This is a genomic window from Candidatus Dormiibacterota bacterium, assembly GCA_035532035.1.
In the GTDB taxonomy this organism is placed as follows: Bacteria; Vulcanimicrobiota; Vulcanimicrobiia; order Vulcanimicrobiales; family Vulcanimicrobiaceae; genus Tyrphobacter.
Map to the genome: position 1 here is coordinate 21,655 of DATKRS010000019.1, position 15,225 is coordinate 36,879.

10 protein-coding genes are annotated in these 15,225 nt (G+C 65.2%); 8 read left to right on the forward strand and 2 right to left on the reverse strand.

All coding sequences use genetic code 11. The annotated features are described in order from the left end of the window. Positions 1 to 7 precede the first annotated feature (7 nt). The 3 genes from ftcD to VMV82_05745 are packed head-to-tail and all read left to right on the forward strand — an operon-like array spanning position 8 to position 4,930. Positions 8 to 835, forward strand: coding sequence for a glutamate formimidoyltransferase (gene ftcD, locus VMV82_05735; GenBank protein HUY41051.1), 828 nt, complete (start codon positions 8 to 10; stop codon positions 833 to 835). Then, a complete protein-coding gene (locus tag VMV82_05740) occupies positions 832 to 3,531 on the forward strand; it encodes a pitrilysin family protein (GenBank protein HUY41052.1) in 2,700 nt (899 codons plus the stop codon). The genes ftcD and VMV82_05740 overlap by 4 nt, the downstream gene beginning before the upstream one ends. Positions 3,532 to 3,535: 4 nt before the next feature. After that, positions 3,536 to 4,930, forward strand: a complete 1,395-nt coding sequence (locus tag VMV82_05745; protein HUY41053.1) for an aldehyde dehydrogenase family protein — start codon at positions 3,536 to 3,538, stop codon at positions 4,928 to 4,930. A 4-nt stretch (positions 4,931 to 4,934) separates the two neighbouring features. On the opposite strand, the gene VMV82_05750 is transcribed toward VMV82_05745, so the two are convergent. Together VMV82_05750 and VMV82_05755 are read right to left on the reverse strand one after the other, a co-directional pair. After that, a complete protein-coding gene (locus VMV82_05750; GenBank protein HUY41054.1) occupies positions 4,935 to 6,044 on the reverse strand; it encodes a pyridoxal phosphate-dependent aminotransferase in 1,110 nt (369 codons plus the stop codon). Positions 6,045 to 6,073: 29 nt separating this feature from the next. Then, a complete protein-coding gene (locus VMV82_05755; protein ID HUY41055.1) occupies positions 6,074 to 6,898 on the reverse strand; it encodes a 2,3,4,5-tetrahydropyridine-2,6-dicarboxylate N-succinyltransferase in 825 nt (274 codons plus the stop codon). 94 nt (positions 6,899 to 6,992) lie between these two features. Between VMV82_05755 and tkt the strand changes: the two genes are divergently transcribed. Genes tkt through VMV82_05780 form a run of 5 tightly spaced genes read left to right on the forward strand, consistent with a single transcriptional unit; the run spans position 6,993 to position 15,221 of the window. Next, entirely contained in the window at positions 6,993 to 8,996 is a 2,004-nt protein-coding gene (gene tkt, locus VMV82_05760; protein HUY41056.1) for a transketolase, read from the forward strand. 15 nt (positions 8,997 to 9,011) lie between these two features. Next, on the forward strand, positions 9,012 to 11,834 hold the full coding sequence (locus VMV82_05765; protein ID HUY41057.1) for a bifunctional transaldolase/phosoglucose isomerase: 2,823 nt from the start codon (positions 9,012 to 9,014) through the stop codon (positions 11,832 to 11,834). A gap of 6 nt (positions 11,835 to 11,840) precedes the next feature. After that, the gene (gnd, locus tag VMV82_05770; protein ID HUY41058.1) at positions 11,841 to 12,752 is read left to right on the forward strand and encodes a decarboxylating 6-phosphogluconate dehydrogenase; all 912 of its coding nucleotides are present in this window, start codon (positions 11,841 to 11,843) and stop codon (positions 12,750 to 12,752) included. Beyond that, positions 12,745 to 14,304 (forward strand): glucose-6-phosphate dehydrogenase, encoded by a 1,560-nt coding sequence (gene zwf, locus VMV82_05775; protein ID HUY41059.1) that lies wholly within the window; start codon positions 12,745 to 12,747, stop codon positions 14,302 to 14,304. Before gnd ends, zwf begins: the two co-directional genes overlap by 8 nt. Further along, the gene (locus tag VMV82_05780; GenBank protein ID HUY41060.1) at positions 14,301 to 15,221 is read left to right on the forward strand and encodes an OpcA/G6PD domain-containing protein; all 921 of its coding nucleotides are present in this window, start codon (positions 14,301 to 14,303) and stop codon (positions 15,219 to 15,221) included. The genes zwf and VMV82_05780 overlap by 4 nt, the downstream gene beginning before the upstream one ends. Positions 15,222 to 15,225 lie beyond the last annotated feature (4 nt).

Sequence of the window (15,225 nt, forward strand, 5' to 3'; positions counted from 1 at the left end):
GCACAAAATGAAGCGGCTCTTCGAGATCGTCCCGAATATTTCCGAAGGAAAGGACGCAGGCGTCGTCGATAGTGCCGTCGCGGCGATCGAGCGATGCGGAGCGGTCGTTCTCGATCGCACGAGCGACCCCGTCCACCATCGTAGCGTCATCACAGCGGCAGGGGACGCGCGCAGCGTCCTCGATGCCGGCGTCGCCGTCGCGGGCGTTGCGCTGCGACGAATCGACATACGAGCGCACAGCGGCGAACACCCGCGTATGGGCGCGCTCGACGTTCTGCCGTTCGTTCCGCTGGGTGAGGCGACCATGGAAGAGGCCATCGCTCTCGCCCATGAAGCCGGCGAGCAGATCTGGCAGCTCCATCACATTCCCTCCTTTTATTATGAGCAGGCGGCGATGCTGCCCGAGCGGCGCTTGCTCGCGAACGTGCGGCCTCATCCAACCGGCGCGCCCGATTCCGGCGAGCTGCCGTTTCATCCAACGGCGGGAGCGATCGCGATCGGCGCCCGCACGATCCTCATCGCGTTCAACATCGAGCTTGCGACCAGCGACCTTTCCGTCGCGCAGAGCATCGCCGCAGCAATACGCGAGCGCGACGGCGGCCTACGCACCCTTCGCGCACGCGCATTTCGACGCTCGGGCGGCGTCGTCCAGGTCTCGCTCAACGTCACGAACGAGCGAGCAACGCCGCTCTACCGCATCGTTCGGGTCGTCTCTGCGCTTGCGGCAGACCGGGGTGTCGAGATACTGCGCAGCGAGCTCGTCGGCTGCATTCCAAGAAACGCGGTGGTATCGGCAGCCCTCTACGCCCTCGGCGTTGAAGACACGACGCTATGAAGATCGCTCGCTCCGCGGCGTTCGCCGCTTGTCTGGCCTTGCTTGCGTTGCCGTTCTCGGGCGCACGCGCGCAACAGGGCGCCGCCGGCGGCGACCCGGGCGTCTACACGACGCACTTGAGCAATGGCTTGCAGGTGATCGTCGTTGAAGATCATGCGGCTCCGGTCGTCGAGTGCGCCATGTGGTATCGTTTCGGGTCGCTCGACGAAACGCCCGGTAAGACGGGGCTCGCCCACGCACTCGAGCACATGATGTTTCGCGGATCGGCACACATTTCGGCGGGCGGCCTCGACGATATTACGGAGCGGCTCGGCGCGCAGATGAACGGGCAGACGGATTACGACTACACGCAGTTCTACTTCGTCCTGCCGGCGGACAAGCTCGACGTGGCGCTCACGATAGAAGCGGATCGCATGCGGTATGCCCTCCTGCGTCAGTCCGATTGGAACATCGAGCGCGGCGCCGTGCTCTCGGAACTGGACAGCGATGCCGGTTCGCCGTTTTTCGACCTCCTCTCGCGGGTTCGCGCGGCCGCGTATCCGGACGAGCCGAACGGGCGCGTCCCGATCGGGATCCGCAGCGACGTCGTGCATGCAACCGCTGCCGATATCGCTCGCTACTACCGCGAATGGTACGCCCCGAACAACGCCGCGCTAGTCGTCGCGGGTGATGCCGATCATACTACGGTGTTTCACGAGGCGGAGCACTACTTCGGCGCAATCCCGGCGCGCCGGATTCCGGCACACCACTACGTCGATCCCCGGCCCGCCAAAGGCGCCGTCGTCGAGGCGGAGTTCCCCTTTCCGTTCGAAGTTCTCGACCTCGCGTACGCAGTTCCCGGCGATACCGAGCCTGGGGAGCCCGCGATCAGCACGCTCGCCACGTTGATCGCGAACGAGCGCTCACCATTTCATCGGGCTCTGGTCGATTCGAACGTCGCGCTCGCGATCGATGCCGAAAGCGACACGCAGCTGAAAGGTGGACTCCTCAACGTTTTCATCGTTCTGAATCCCGGTCACACGGGAGAGGAGGCGCAACAGATCTTCCAAACGACGATGGAGCGCGCCCTCGCGACCGGTTTCTCACCGAGTCTCGTCGAGCAGGCACGATCGGTGACGATTGCACAGCGCTTGTTCTCGGAAGACTCGATTCAGGGCTTCGGCGATCTCGCCGGCTACACGTATGGGATCGTCGGCGAGCATATTCGAGACGAAGATGCGCGCTTGGCCGCGCTTACGCAGCAATCGTTGCTTGCGGCGGCACGCCGCTATCTGAGAACGCCGACGGTCGTCGGCCATCTTCGCCCGCACGCTTCCCCGCGCCGTTCGACCTCCAACACCTCGAGCACGGCGATCAACGACGATTTCTCTACGCGCGTTCCAAACGGCCCGATTATCGAACCGGCGTCAATTCGGCGGGCACTTCGCACGCCGACCACGGCTCGCAGCCCCTTGTTCCCGACGACGTTCATGCTGCCAAACGGCTTGCGTGTCATCGTTCAGGAGAAGAGCGATCGCCCGACCTTCACGATGATCGGGCGCATCGCTTCGTCGCCTGCTTTCGAGCCGCCCGGAGAGGAAGGAATGGTCCGGCTCGTCTCCGATCTCGCGGACTACGGCAGTGCAGCGTACCCCTACGATCAGCGCCTTCAGGCGATCGACGACATGGGCGCGCAGATCGATTTCGGCCAGAACTTCGACGCCAAAGGACTGGCGCGCGATTTCGACAAGGTCGTCGCGATCGTCGCAGACGGCGAGGAGCATCCGGCATTCCCTGAGCCGTGGTTCTCGCGCGATCGCGGCCAGATCGCCAACAGCGTAGCCGCGGAACAAGAGATCTCCGGACAGGCGATCGACCGTCTCTACAATCAGAATCTCCTCGCCCCCGACGACCCTGCCCTGCGCCGCGCGAGCGCGCAGACGATCGCGTCGATCACGCGTGACGATGCCCTTGCCTTCGCGACGCGTTATTGGCGGCCGGATTTGACGATCGTCGCCGTCGTCGGCGACGTTACGCCGGCACAAGTGCGCGCGGCCTTCGAGCGCAGCTTTGCCGGCTGGAAGCGCGACGGACCAACGCCCAACGTCCGCCAGGAGCCGCTTCCGGCCGCTCATGCGGCCGACGCATACATCGGCACCGAGGCGAACGAAGTTTACGTGCGCCTCGGCGAGCCGGCCGTTGCGCGCACGTCGCCGGACTACGACGCGTTTCTCGTGCTGAATCAGATTCTCGGTGCCTCCGGAGCATTCGAGTCGCGCCTGTGGCAAGAGTTGCGTCAGAAGCGCGGTCTCGTCTACGCCGCGAGCAGCAGACTGCTCGCGGATCGATATCGTGGAAACTTTCAAGTCGAGCTCGAAGCGGCACCGCAGCACGTCGTGTCGGCGGTGGCCTTCGTTCGCGGCGAGTTGCGCCGCCTTCAGGAGCAACCGGTCACGGCGACGGAGCTTGCGGAGGCCAAGCTGCGCCTCGCCGGCGACGCGCTACTCGCCGAGAGCTCGGCCGATGGCCAGGCGCAGCAGCTTCTCGAGATCGCCGAGTACGGTCTCCCGCTCTCGTATTACCGCGACCGAAACGAGGAGCTCGCCCACATCACCGCGGCCGACGTCGAACGCGTAGCCCGGGAGTATCTGGATCCGGATCGCCTCATTCAAATCTACGCGGGCCCGTCCGGGCCGTGGGCGACGGAGGGTCGATAAGGCGATGAAGGGTGCGGACTTCATCGAGACCGTCAACCCGGCGACGGGGGAGACGCTCGAACGCATTGCGTATGCGCACGCCTCCGACGTCGACGCCCGGCTGGACCGGGCGTGCGCGGTCCAGCGGTCGTGGGCCGCCGCGCCGGCCGAGGAGCGCGCCGCGACGTTGCGTCGCGTCGCACGACGCTTACGCGAGCGCCGCGATCGTCTCGCGGGCGTCGCCGTGCGCGAGATGGGCAAACCGATCGCGCAAGCGCGCGCCGAAGTCGAGAAGTGTGCGTTCGCCTGCGAGTACTTCGCGCAGCACGCCGCGGCGCTGCTGACCGACGAGCCCGCGCAGACGAATGCAACGCGCAGCTACGTCGCGTTTCGCGCGCTCGGCCCGCTGCTGGCGATCATGCCGTGGAACTTTCCGTACTGGCAGACCTTTCGCGCAGGTATTCCGGCCCTCGCAGCCGGCAACGTCCTTCTGCTCAAACACGCAGCGCGCACGACGCGCTGCGCGCTCGAAACCGAAGCGCTCTTCGACGGCGTCTTCGATGCCGGGCCACTGCTGCAGGCGCTGCTCGTCTCCGACGAGGAAGCGGATCGCCTCATCGGGGATCGACGCATCGCGGCCGTGACGTTGACCGGCAGCGAGCGCGCCGGCGTTGCCGTTGCGACTGCCGCCGGAAGAGCGCTCAAGAAGTGCGTGCTCGAACTGGGGGGTTCCGACGCATTCATCGTTCTCGCCGATGCCGATATGGACGCCGCGGTCTCGACAGCGGTGACGGCGCGGTTTCAGAACAACGGCCAGAGCTGCATCGCCGCGAAGCGCTTCGTCGTGGAGGAACGCGTGCACGATGCCTTTCTCGATGCTTTTGCCTCGGCAGCGAAGGCGCTGCGGATCGGCGACCCCATCGACGAGGCAACGCAGCTCGGCCCATGCGCGCGCGCGGATCTGCGCGAGACGCTGCATCGGCAAGTGCACGACTCGCTCGGATGCGGCGCACGTCTGGTTTGCGGCGGCACGTTCGTCGAGCGCGCCGGCTTCTTCTACGAGCCGACCGTCGTGGCGGACGTCGCAGCGGGAATGCGGATGTTTGACGAAGAGACTTTCGGTCCGGCTGCGGCGGTCGTTCGAGCACAAAATGCGGACGACGCCGTGAGCATCGCAAACCACTCGCGGTACGGCCTCGGCTGCGACATCTGGACACGCGACGTCGATCGCGGGCAGCGGCTTGCGGAGCGCGTCGAAGCCGGCAACGTCTGGATCAACGGCATGGTCGCGAGCGACCCCCGTCTGCCGTTCGGCGGGGTAAAGCTCAGCGGCTTCGGGCGGGAGCTCTCCCACTTCGGCATTCATGAGTTCGTCAACGTGCAGAGCGTCTGGATCGGCCCCGCGCGTCAGGAAGGCTAACCGCTCAGCGAATGGTTCCTCCTGGTCCCGCGGACGTAACGCACCGCGCGCCGATGCGGCGCAGCCCTTCCTGCAGATCGTTCTCGGGCGCCACCCACGAAAGCCGCAGCCATCCTTCCAAGCACGCACCGAACGCTACCCCGGGAATGGTGACGACGTCATCCTCGTCGACGAGCGCGAGTGCGGTCTCGAGCGACGGTGCGCCGCCCGGCAGTTCCACGCAGGCGTAGAAGGCCCCGTCGGGCGCGATGAAGCGCAGGTCGCTCGCGCGTAGCGCCGCGACCGTCGGCACGAGGCGCGTCGCGTACCACGCTGCGTGCTCAGCGAGCGCGTTCGTCTGGAAGACGTGCAGCGCAACGCGCTGGGCGAACGCATCGGCACAGGAAGTAATCCAGGCATGGACCTTCACCGCCTGTTCGACGAACGCGGCGGGGGCGAGAATCCAGCCGAGACGCAAGCCCGTGAGGGCGTTGCTCTTCGAGAGGGAGCCGACCACGATCGTGTTGGCATAGAGTCGCGCGAAATCGACGCGCTCGACGAAGCATTGCTCGCGGTAGATCTCGTCGTGAATCAGCGCGATGCTTCCGCCTCGCCGCTCGAGCTCGCGCGCGAGGAGCGCCGCCTGCGCCGGTGAGATCGCGCGCCCCGTCGGGTTGCACGGTGAGCAGAGCACGACCGCGCGCGTACGCTCTCCCAGCGCTCGAACGATGCGCTCTGCGTCGAACGCGAAGTCGTCTCGCTCGGCCATTGCGACGGTGCGCACGGTAATGCCGTGGAGCGCGGCGATCTTCACGTACGAGGGAAAGGTCGGCTCGATGACGAGGAGCTCGTCCGAGGCGGGATCGAGCAGCGTCGCAATCGTCACGTACATTGCTTCTTGCGACCCGACGGTAACGCACACGTTGCCCGCGTCGAGCAGGCCCGCGTAGGCGTAGTGCGCCGCAATCGCGGTCCGCAGCTCCGGATCGCCTGCGTTGGGCGTGTACCGGATGCCGTGCGCGCGCACGTACTCCATAGCGCCATCGAAGTGCGCGGGGTTCGGAGGCAGCGACGGCTCACCGAGACCGAGATCGATCGACGATGCGCGCTTACGTGAGGCAACGCAGCGAATCATCGAGCCGGAAATATCGAGGACGCGCGGGTTCACACGGCAACTCCATGGTCGCGCAACGCGCGCTCGAGCGAAACCTTCCGATCCGTCGTTTCGCTCCGCTCGCCGATGACGAGCGCGCAAGGGGTCGCGAACTCGCCTGCCGCAAAGCGCTTGGGCATCATTCCCGGAATCACGACTGCGCGCGCCGGAACGACGCCTTTTGTCGTTTGCGCTTGCGAGCCGCGGACGTCGACGATCGGCGTCGATGCCGTCAGCACCACGCCGGCGCCGAGGACCGCTTCGCGTCCGACGCGTACGCCTTCGACGACGATGCAGCGAGAGCCGATGAACGCCCCGTCCTCCACGATCACCGGAGCGGCCTGCGGCGGCTCGAGAACGCCGCCGATGCCCACGCCGCCGGAAAGATGCACGCCCTTACCGATCTGCGCGCACGACCCGACCGTCGCCCACGTGTCGACCATCGTGTCGTCGCCGACGTACGCTCCGATATTGACGTACGCAGGCATGAGCACGACCCCGTGCCCGAGGTAGCTGCCGTACCGCGCCACGCCCGGCGGCACGGCGCGCGCCCCCGTGACGTCGTAGTTCGTCTTCAGCGGAAGCTTGTCGTAAAACGAGAGTGCGTCGCCCGCGTGCATCCACTGCACGTCGCGACGACGAAAGTAGAGCAGGATCGCTTGCTTCACCCACGCGTTCACGTGCCATACGCCGCCGGCGTCGGGCTCGGCGACGCGAATGCGCCCTTCGTCGAGGGCCGCGATGACGTCGTCGATGACGCCCCCTTCTGGGCCGCGCGCGTCCCCCTCGCCCGCAGAGAGCCTCTCGATGGATTCACGGAGATGCCGATCGTTCATCGAAGGCTGGTACGGCTGCCGGGCGGGAGGCCCCTACGTCAAAAGCGGGTAGATATCCCAAGGGCGTTTACCATTATCGAAGAGGAGATCCCACGTGCCGAACTCGCGGGCTGACGAGCTACGCATTAACACGATTCGCTTTCTCGCCGTCGACGCCGTGCAGAAGGCAAACTCCGGGCATCCCGGCATGCCGCTTGGCGCCGCGGCGTTCGCGTATGCCCTCTGGTCGCGTACGCTGCGCTTCGACCCCGCCGATCCCCATTGGCCCGATCGCGACCGCTTCGTGCTGTCGGCCGGTCACGGCTCGATGCTCCTCTACGCGCTACTCTACCTCACGGGCTATCCCATGTCGCTCGACGATCTGAAAAACTTTCGTCAGCTCCACAGCAAGACGCCGGGACATCCCGAAGCGACGCACGCGCTGGGTATCGAAGCGACGACCGGCCCGCTTGGGCAAGGCGTCGGGAACGCCGTCGGCTTCGCGATCGCGGAAGCGCACCTCGCGGCGGTCTACAATCGTCCCGGTCACGAGATCGTCGACCACCGCACGTACTGCGTCGCGGGCGACGGCGATCTCATGGAAGGCATCAGTCAAGAGGCGATCTCCCTTGCAGGGCATCTCCGGTTGGGCAAGCTCACGGTTCTCTACGACGCCAATCAAACGACACTCGCCGGACCTACCGACGTCACGTTCACCGACGATCAGATCGCGCGCTTCGACGCCTGCGGTTGGCACACGCAGTTCGTCGACGCCGCGCATGGTAATGACGTCGAGGCCGTGGACGAAGCGCTCACGATCGCGCAGAATGCCGCCGACCGGCCGTCCTTCATCCTGATTCGCACCCACATCGGTTTCGGGTCGCCGCGGCAAGACACGTTCCAGGCGCACGGCGAGCCGCTCGGCCCGGAGAACGTTCGGAAGACGAAAGAACGCCTCGGCTGGCCTCTCGAGCCCGATTTCCTGGTGCCGGATGAGGTGCTCGCGTACTTTCGCGATCTCGGGAAGAAGGGTGGCGAGAAGCACGCGGTATGGCAGAGCCGTTACGATGCGTGGAAGGCGGCATTCCCGGATCTGGCGGCACAGTACGAGCGCGTCGATCGTAAAGCGCTGCCGGCAACGATTCCGTGGCCTGCGTTCGACGCGCACAATGGCTCGGTCGCGACGCGCGACGCGGGCGGCACGGTGATGAACGCGGTGGCTGCCGCACTGCCCGAGCTCGTTGGCGGGTCCGCCGATCTCGACCCTTCGACGAAGACCTACCTCAAGGGTTTCGGCGATTTCGAACCGGGCAACTACGCCGGCCGCAACGTGCATTACGGCGTTCGCGAGCACGCAATGGCCGCGATCTCGAACGGGCTCGCACTGCACGGCGGCGTCATGCCGTATTGCTCGACCTTCTTCAACTTTCTCGATTACCTGAAGCCGGCGCTGCGTCTCTCCGCGCTGACGAACCTCCACGTCATCTACGTCTTCACGCACGATTCGATCTTTCTCGGTGAGGACGGGCCGACGCATCAGCCGGTCGAGCATCTGGCGCACCTGCGCGCAACCCCGAACGTCATCGTCGTGCGCCCTGCGGACGCGCTCGAAGCTCTGGAGGCGTGGAAGCTCTGCGTCGATCCAGCGACCGGACCGTGGGCGCTCGTCCTCTCTCGTCAAAAACTGCCGTTTCTCGGCGCGCGCGAAGCGCCCGTGGTGCGAGGAGCCTACATTCTCTCCGACGCCGACGGCACGCCGGAGATTCTCCTCATCGCGACCGGCTCGGAAGTAGCGCTTGCCGTCGAAGCGAAAAAGCTCTTGGAGGCCCAAGGCGTGAAGACGAGGGTCGTCTCGATGCCGTCTTGGGAGCTCTTCGAACGCCAGCCGGACGAGTACAAAGAGCGCGTACTGCCGCGCGACGTGTCCGCACGCATGTCGATCGAAGCCGGCGCGACGCTCGGGTGGGAGCGGTACGTCGGAGACCGAGGGTACGCATTGGGCGTCGACCGCTTCGGAACGTCGGCACCTGCAGCGGCGATCGCGCAAGCGTACGGATTCACCGCCGAGAACGTCGCGCGCATCGCGCTCGAGCGCGTGCTGCCGGTTCGCCGCTCGTAAAGGAAAGGGAGAATCGTGAAGAATCAGCTGCAACAGCTCGCCGATGCCGGCCAGAGCGTCTGGATCGACAACCTCCGGCGCAGCATGTTCGCTTCGGGTGAGCTCGACCGCTTGATCGGGATGGGTCTGCGAGGCATGACGAGCAACCCCTCGATCTTCGAAAAGGCGATCGGAACCGGCAGCGACTACGACGAGCAGCTGCGTTCGCTGATCGGCAGCGAGCGCAATGCCGAAGCGATCTTCTGGGACCTCGCCGTGGAAGATATTCGCAGTGCGTGCGACGCCTTCACTCCGGTCTTCATGGCACAGGGAGGCCACGACGGCTTCGTCAGCCTCGAGGTTTCCCCGCTGCTGGCGCACGACACGTCGGGCACGATCGCGATGGCGAAGGAGCTGTGGGCTCGCGTCGACCGTCCGAACCTAATGGTGAAGATTCCCGGTACCGCAGAAGGGATTCCGGCAATCGAAGAGGCCACGTATGCCGGCCTCAACATCAACGTCACGCTGGTCTTCTCGGTCGAGATGTACGAGAAAGCCGCCTATGCGTATATCCGCGGTCTCGAGCGGCGCATTGCAGAGAAGTTACCGGTCGATCGCATCGCTTCGGTCAACTCCGTCTTCGTCTCGCGCATCGACACGGCGGTCGACAAGCTTCTCCAAGCGCGCATCGACAAAGGCGAGAAGAACCTCGAGCCGCTGCTTGGAAAGGCCGGAATCGCAGGGCTCAAGATTACCTACGAGCGCTTCCGTGCAATCTTCGAGGGCGCAGCGTTCACCGCGTGCCGGAAGGCAGGCGCGGCCGCCCAGCGGCCGCTCTGGGCGTCGACCTCGACGAAGAACCCCAACTACGACGATCTCATGTACGTCGAGGAAGTCGTCGCGCCGCAGACCGTGAACACGATGCCCGAGAACACGCTCTCCGCGCTGCTCGACCATGGCACCATCACCCCCAACACGATCTCGCGAGATCTCGATGGTGCGCGGGCGATGCTGCGCGCCTTGCACGACGCGCACGTTTCGCTCTTCGACGTAACGCGGCAGCTGCAAATCGACGGCGTGAAGCTTTTCTCCGATGCGTACGGCGCGCTGCTCGGCGCGATCGTCTACAAGCAAAAGCAGCTCGCGTCCGGCGCAGAACGCGTCGCTCTCTCGCTCGGCTCGGCACAGCAGCATTACGACAACGCGCTCTCGGAGCTCGCATCGAAGGACTTTCTCAAGCGAATGTGGGCCAAGGACGCGACGCTCTGGACCGATGAGCCGGCGGCTGCCGCGATCATCACGCACGCCCTCGGATGGCTGGACATTCCGCAGCGATCGCTCGAAAGCGTGGCCGAGCTGAAGTCTTGCGCACAAGACGTGCGCGCGGATTTTGACGATGTGGTCGTTTGCGGAATGGGCGGCAGCTCGCTCGCGCCGGACGTCTTGTCGCAGACGTTCGGAAAGACGGATCGCTTTGCGCGGTTGCTCGTCCTCGATTCGACGGATCCCCAACAGATCGAGGATCTCGAGTCGTCCATCGATCTGCCGCGAACGCTCTTCTGCATCTCGAGCAAGAGCGGTACGACGACCGAGCCGAACGCCTTCTACGCCTATTTCCATGCCAAGATGGTCAAGGCAGTCGGCGCAGCAAATGCCGGCAAACACTTCATCGCCATCACCGATCCCGGCACGCCGTTACTCGAAGAGGCGCGCCGCAACGCGTTTCGCACGTGCTTCCCGTGCGACCCGAACATCGGCGGCCGCTACTCTGCGCTCTCCTTCTTCGGCATGGTACCAGCCGCGCTCGCCGGTTACGATGTCAACCTGCTACTCGACCGCGGGCTCGGCGCGATGCACGCGAACGACAAAAATGTCGACGTGCGCAACGTCCCCGGCGCTCGCCTCGGCGCTGCCATCGGCGGCCTCGCGCGCAACGGCCGAGATAAACTCACGATCGTCACGCATCCGGCGGTACGGGCATTCGGCGCGTGGGTCGAACAGCTCGTTGCCGAGTCGACCGGCAAGCTGGGCAAAGGCGTCGTGCCGGTCGAGGGCGAGCGGCTCGGCTCGCCGCAGGAGTACGGCGATGACCGCCTCTTCGTCTACGTCGGCGCGACCCTTGCGAATCCCGATCGCGAACTCGAGAGCCGTCTGAGCGCGCTCGAAGCGGCGGGGTACCCGGTCATGCGGCTCGCGATGAACGACGCGTACGACCTCGGCGAGCAGTTTTACCTGTGGGAGGTTGCCATTGCTGCCGCCGGCGTGCTCCTCCACATCGATGCCTTCGACCAGCCGAACGTCCAAGAGTCGAAAGACAACACCAAGGCTCTCCTCGAGCAATACTTACGCACCGGAGAGATCGACGAGCCGGCGCCATCCGTCTCGCTGAGCGAACTCGAGCTGACCCCACTCTCCGGAAGTGCTGGTGCGACGAGCCTGCGTGACGTGCTCGCCCAGGTGCGCCCGGGAGATTACGTCGCGATCACGGCGTACGTCGCGCGCAACGAGGAGCACGCACGAGTTCTCGGTGAGGTGCGCGAGACGATACGCAAGGCGCTGTGCGTCGCGACGACCGTCGGTTTCGGGCCTCGTTTTCTGCACTCCACGGGTCAGCTACACAAGGGCGGTCCGCCGAGCGTCGTGCTGCTGCAGATCGTCGCAGACGAGCCGAGCGATCCGGCGATTCCGGGGATGAACGTCGGCTTTCGCACGCTGCTCGCAGCGCAAGCGCTCGGCGACCTCCAGGCGCTGGACAAGCGCGCGCGACGCGGAACCCGCGTCCATCTCAAGGGCGAGATCGAACGAGGGCTGCAGTCTCTCAAGGCTGCCGTCGACGACGCACTCGCGGTCAGGACCTAAAGGACGATGCGACTTGGAATGATCGGTCTCGGCCGCATGGGCGGCAACATGGTAACGCGCCTTCTTGGTGGCGGGCACGAAGTGGTCGTCTACGCGCGTACCGCTCAATCCGTGCAGCAGGCCGCGGCTGGGGGCGCGCTCGCGTCTACCGGCCTGCCGGATCTCGTATCGCAGCTCTCACCTCCGCGCGTCGTTTGGGTGATGGTGCCGGCCGGAAAGCCGACGGACGACACGATCGATACGCTCGCTGCACTGCTCTCCCCTGGCGACGTCGTGATCGACGGCGGCAACACCAACTACAAGGAAGGCTTGCTCGCGTACGAACGCTGCAAGCAGCACGGCATCGCTCTGGTCGACGCCGGCACGAGCGGCGGCATCTGGGGATTACGGGAAGGCTACTGCCTGATGGTCGGCGGCGACGATGCCGCCGTAAAGGCGTGCGAGCCGATATTCAAAACGCTCGCGCCCGAGCAAGGATACGCTCACGTCGGCGGCCCGGGCGCCGGCCACTTCTCGAAGATGGTGCATAACGGCGTGGAGTATGGCATGCTTCAGGCCTACGGCGAGGGCTTCGAGATTCTTGCGCGCTCGTCGTTCGATTACGACCTGCGGCAGGTCGCGGAGGTCTGGCGGCACGGAAGCGTCGTGCGTTCGTGGTTGCTCGATCTCGCGGTTCTCGCGTTCGACGAGGACCCCAAACTCGAAAAGATCGCCGGGTACGTCGACGACACCGGCGAAGGACGTTGGACGGTACAAGCGGCAATCGACGAGAACGTCCCGTCGCCGGTGATCACGCTCGCACTGCTCGCACGCCTCGCGTCGCGTCAGGACGAATCCTTCAGCGCCAAAGTCATCGCGGCGCTCCGCAACCAGTTCGGCGGCCACGCCGTGAAGTCGGAGCCTCGAAGCGGTGCTTGATACGTCGCTCTCGCCTGCGTCCGGCGATGGCGAGCGCACGAACCCCCTGCGCGCCGGCATCGAGAGCGACCGCATCTCCGATCCCTGCAGCGTCGTGCTCTTCGGCGCGAGCGGCGATCTTTTCAAGCGCATGTTGCTTCCCGCGATCTGGGCGTTGCGGCTGCGGGGCATCCTTCCCAGCGGATTCGCGCTGATTGGATTCGCGCGAACGAAATACAGCGACCAAGAGTTTCGCGATTATTGCCGCGAGCAGATCGACGCGTTCGCGCCGGATGGATCGAAACCGCAGGGCGAGCTCTGGGAGAGTTTCGCACAGTGTTTGAGCTACGTCACCGCGGATTTCAAGCAGGTCGCGCACTTTCAGGAACTGCGCAAGCGTTTGGACGACAACGACAAACGGCTTGGAACCGGCGGCAACCGCCTCTTCTATCTCGCGACCCCGCCGTCGGTCTTTCCGGGGATCATCGAGATGCTTCGGCGCGCAAACCTGGACCCTCGCAACAACGAGCGTGGCTGGACGCGCATCGTCATCGAGAAGCCGTTTGGCACCGACCTCGCTTCCGCACGAGCCCTCCAGAAGATCGTGGATCGCGTCTTCGGCGAGCACGACGTCTATCGCATAGACCACTATCTGGGCAAAGAGCCGGTGCAGGATATCATGGCCCTGCGCTTTGCGAACACGATTTTCGAGCCGATATGGAATCGCAACTACGTGCAATCGGTGCAGATCACGTCGGCGGAATCTATCGGCATCGAAGACCGCGGCAGCTACTATGAAAATGCCGGCGCCTTGCGCGACATGATCCAGAACCACGTGCTCAACCTGCTCGCCCTCGTGGCCATGGAGCCGCCGGCGAGCTCGGAAGCCGACGCGATCCGCAACGAAAAGCTCAACGTCTTCTCGGCGATCGCACCGCCGCACCACGAAGACGTGATGAGCATGGCGACACGCGGGCAATACGGCGCGGGCATCGTCGACGGCGCGAAGGTGCCCGGATACCGCGACGAACCCGGCGTTGCACCGAACTCGAACACTGAGACGTTCGCAGCGCTGCGCGTGAGCATCGACAACTGGCGCTGGGCCGGCGTTCCGTTCTACCTGCGCTCGGGAAAGCGCCTCGCGCGAAAGATATCCGAGATCGTCGTCACGTTCAAGCCGATTCCGCATCGGCTCTACGGCGAGTCGACGGACGCAATCGAACCAAACATACTCGTCATCAAGATTGAGCCCGACGAAGGAGTGGCGCTGCGCTTCGAGGCGAAGGTTCCCGGTCCGAAGAGCCACATTCGTAGCGTATTCATGGATTTCAACTACGGAACGGGCTTTGGATTTCACTCGCCGCCTGCGTACGAGCGCCTTCTCGCCGACGCGATGCGCGGAGATCAGACGCTGTTCACGCGTTGGGATGCGGTGGAGCTTGCCTGGGAGATTATCACGCCGGTTCTCGACGTGTGGCAGAACACGAAAGACTTCACCTTCCCCAACTATGCTGCCGGAAGCCAGGGCCCGGATTCGGCCTCTCGCCTCCTTCCAGAGTGGCGGCGATTATGAGCGTCAACGCGCGCATCGCGACGATGACGCTGCTCGTCTTCGTCGAAGATCCACAGCTGGTGCCGTGGGTGCGCGAGCGCGCACAGCGGCTGGCCCGGCGGCATGCGTCGCGCGTCGTCCTCCTGAATGCCGGCCTTGCGCAGAGCCATCCGCAGCAGACGGACGGCGCGGAATGGACCGAAGTGGGCGTGCAAGGAGCGTCGGCGGAGAATATCCACGTGCTTGCGTCGCGCCTCTTGCCGCCTGCGGTGCCCCGCATTCTTCTCTGGGCGGCGCCGCAAACCGCAAGCGACGAACGCTTCGTGCGCCTCGCACCGGAGATGCGCACGACGCTCCTCGACAGCTCGCGCGCGCGCGACGACGATGCCGCGCTTCGCGATCTCGTCGCGTTCTGCGGCGAGAACTGCGGCGCTGAATCGATTCACGATCTCGCCTATCTCCGGCTAGCGCCTTGGCAAGAGGTCGTTGCGGATTTTTTCGACGAGCGCGCTTTCGTCGAGGATCTGTTCGACCTTCGCCGCGTCACGATTGCGAGCGGTTCAGACGCCGAAGGCTACTACCTGCTCGGGTGGCTCGCGAGCCGGCTCTCGTGGACGCCCGACGGCAATCGCACCTTCCGGCAGAAGCGCCGCGCGCGAGGGATCGCCTACGCAATCGTGCGTGAGGGCCAACCACGCCGGGTGAAGCGCATCACCCTAGAATCGGGAACAACGCGCTTTCAAGCGCAGCTCTGCGATACCGATGCCGTCTCGCTCGAGGTCAGCGGGACCAAGCAGCGCCCCCCGCGCGTCGCGCCCCTGCACGGCGTGGACGTCGCCTCGCTCATCGAGCGCGCGATCTTGCACGAGCAGCGCGATCCCGTTTTCCGCGAGTCGCTCGACGTCGCGGGGCATCTTCTCGCGGCCGATGGCGGCTAGGAGT

Excerpts from the sequence above, each read along its gene's own strand:
- VMV82_05755 (HUY41055.1), bottom strand. The coding sequence starts at position 6,898 with ATGAACGATCGGCATCTCCGTGAATCCATCGAGAGGCTCTCTGCGGGC.
- ftcD (HUY41051.1), top strand. The coding sequence starts at position 8 with ATGAAGCGGCTCTTCGAGATCGTCCCGAATATTTCCGAAGGAAAGGAC.
- VMV82_05740 (HUY41052.1), top strand. The coding sequence starts at position 832 with ATGAAGATCGCTCGCTCCGCGGCGTTCGCCGCTTGTCTGGCCTTGCTT.
- VMV82_05750 (HUY41054.1), bottom strand. The coding sequence starts at position 6,044 with ATGATTCGCTGCGTTGCCTCACGTAAGCGCGCATCGTCGATCGATCTC.
- VMV82_05745 (HUY41053.1), top strand. The coding sequence starts at position 3,536 with ATGAAGGGTGCGGACTTCATCGAGACCGTCAACCCGGCGACGGGGGAG.
- VMV82_05780 (HUY41060.1), top strand. The coding sequence starts at position 14,301 with ATGAGCGTCAACGCGCGCATCGCGACGATGACGCTGCTCGTCTTCGTC.
- gnd (HUY41058.1), top strand. The coding sequence starts at position 11,841 with ATGCGACTTGGAATGATCGGTCTCGGCCGCATGGGCGGCAACATGGTA.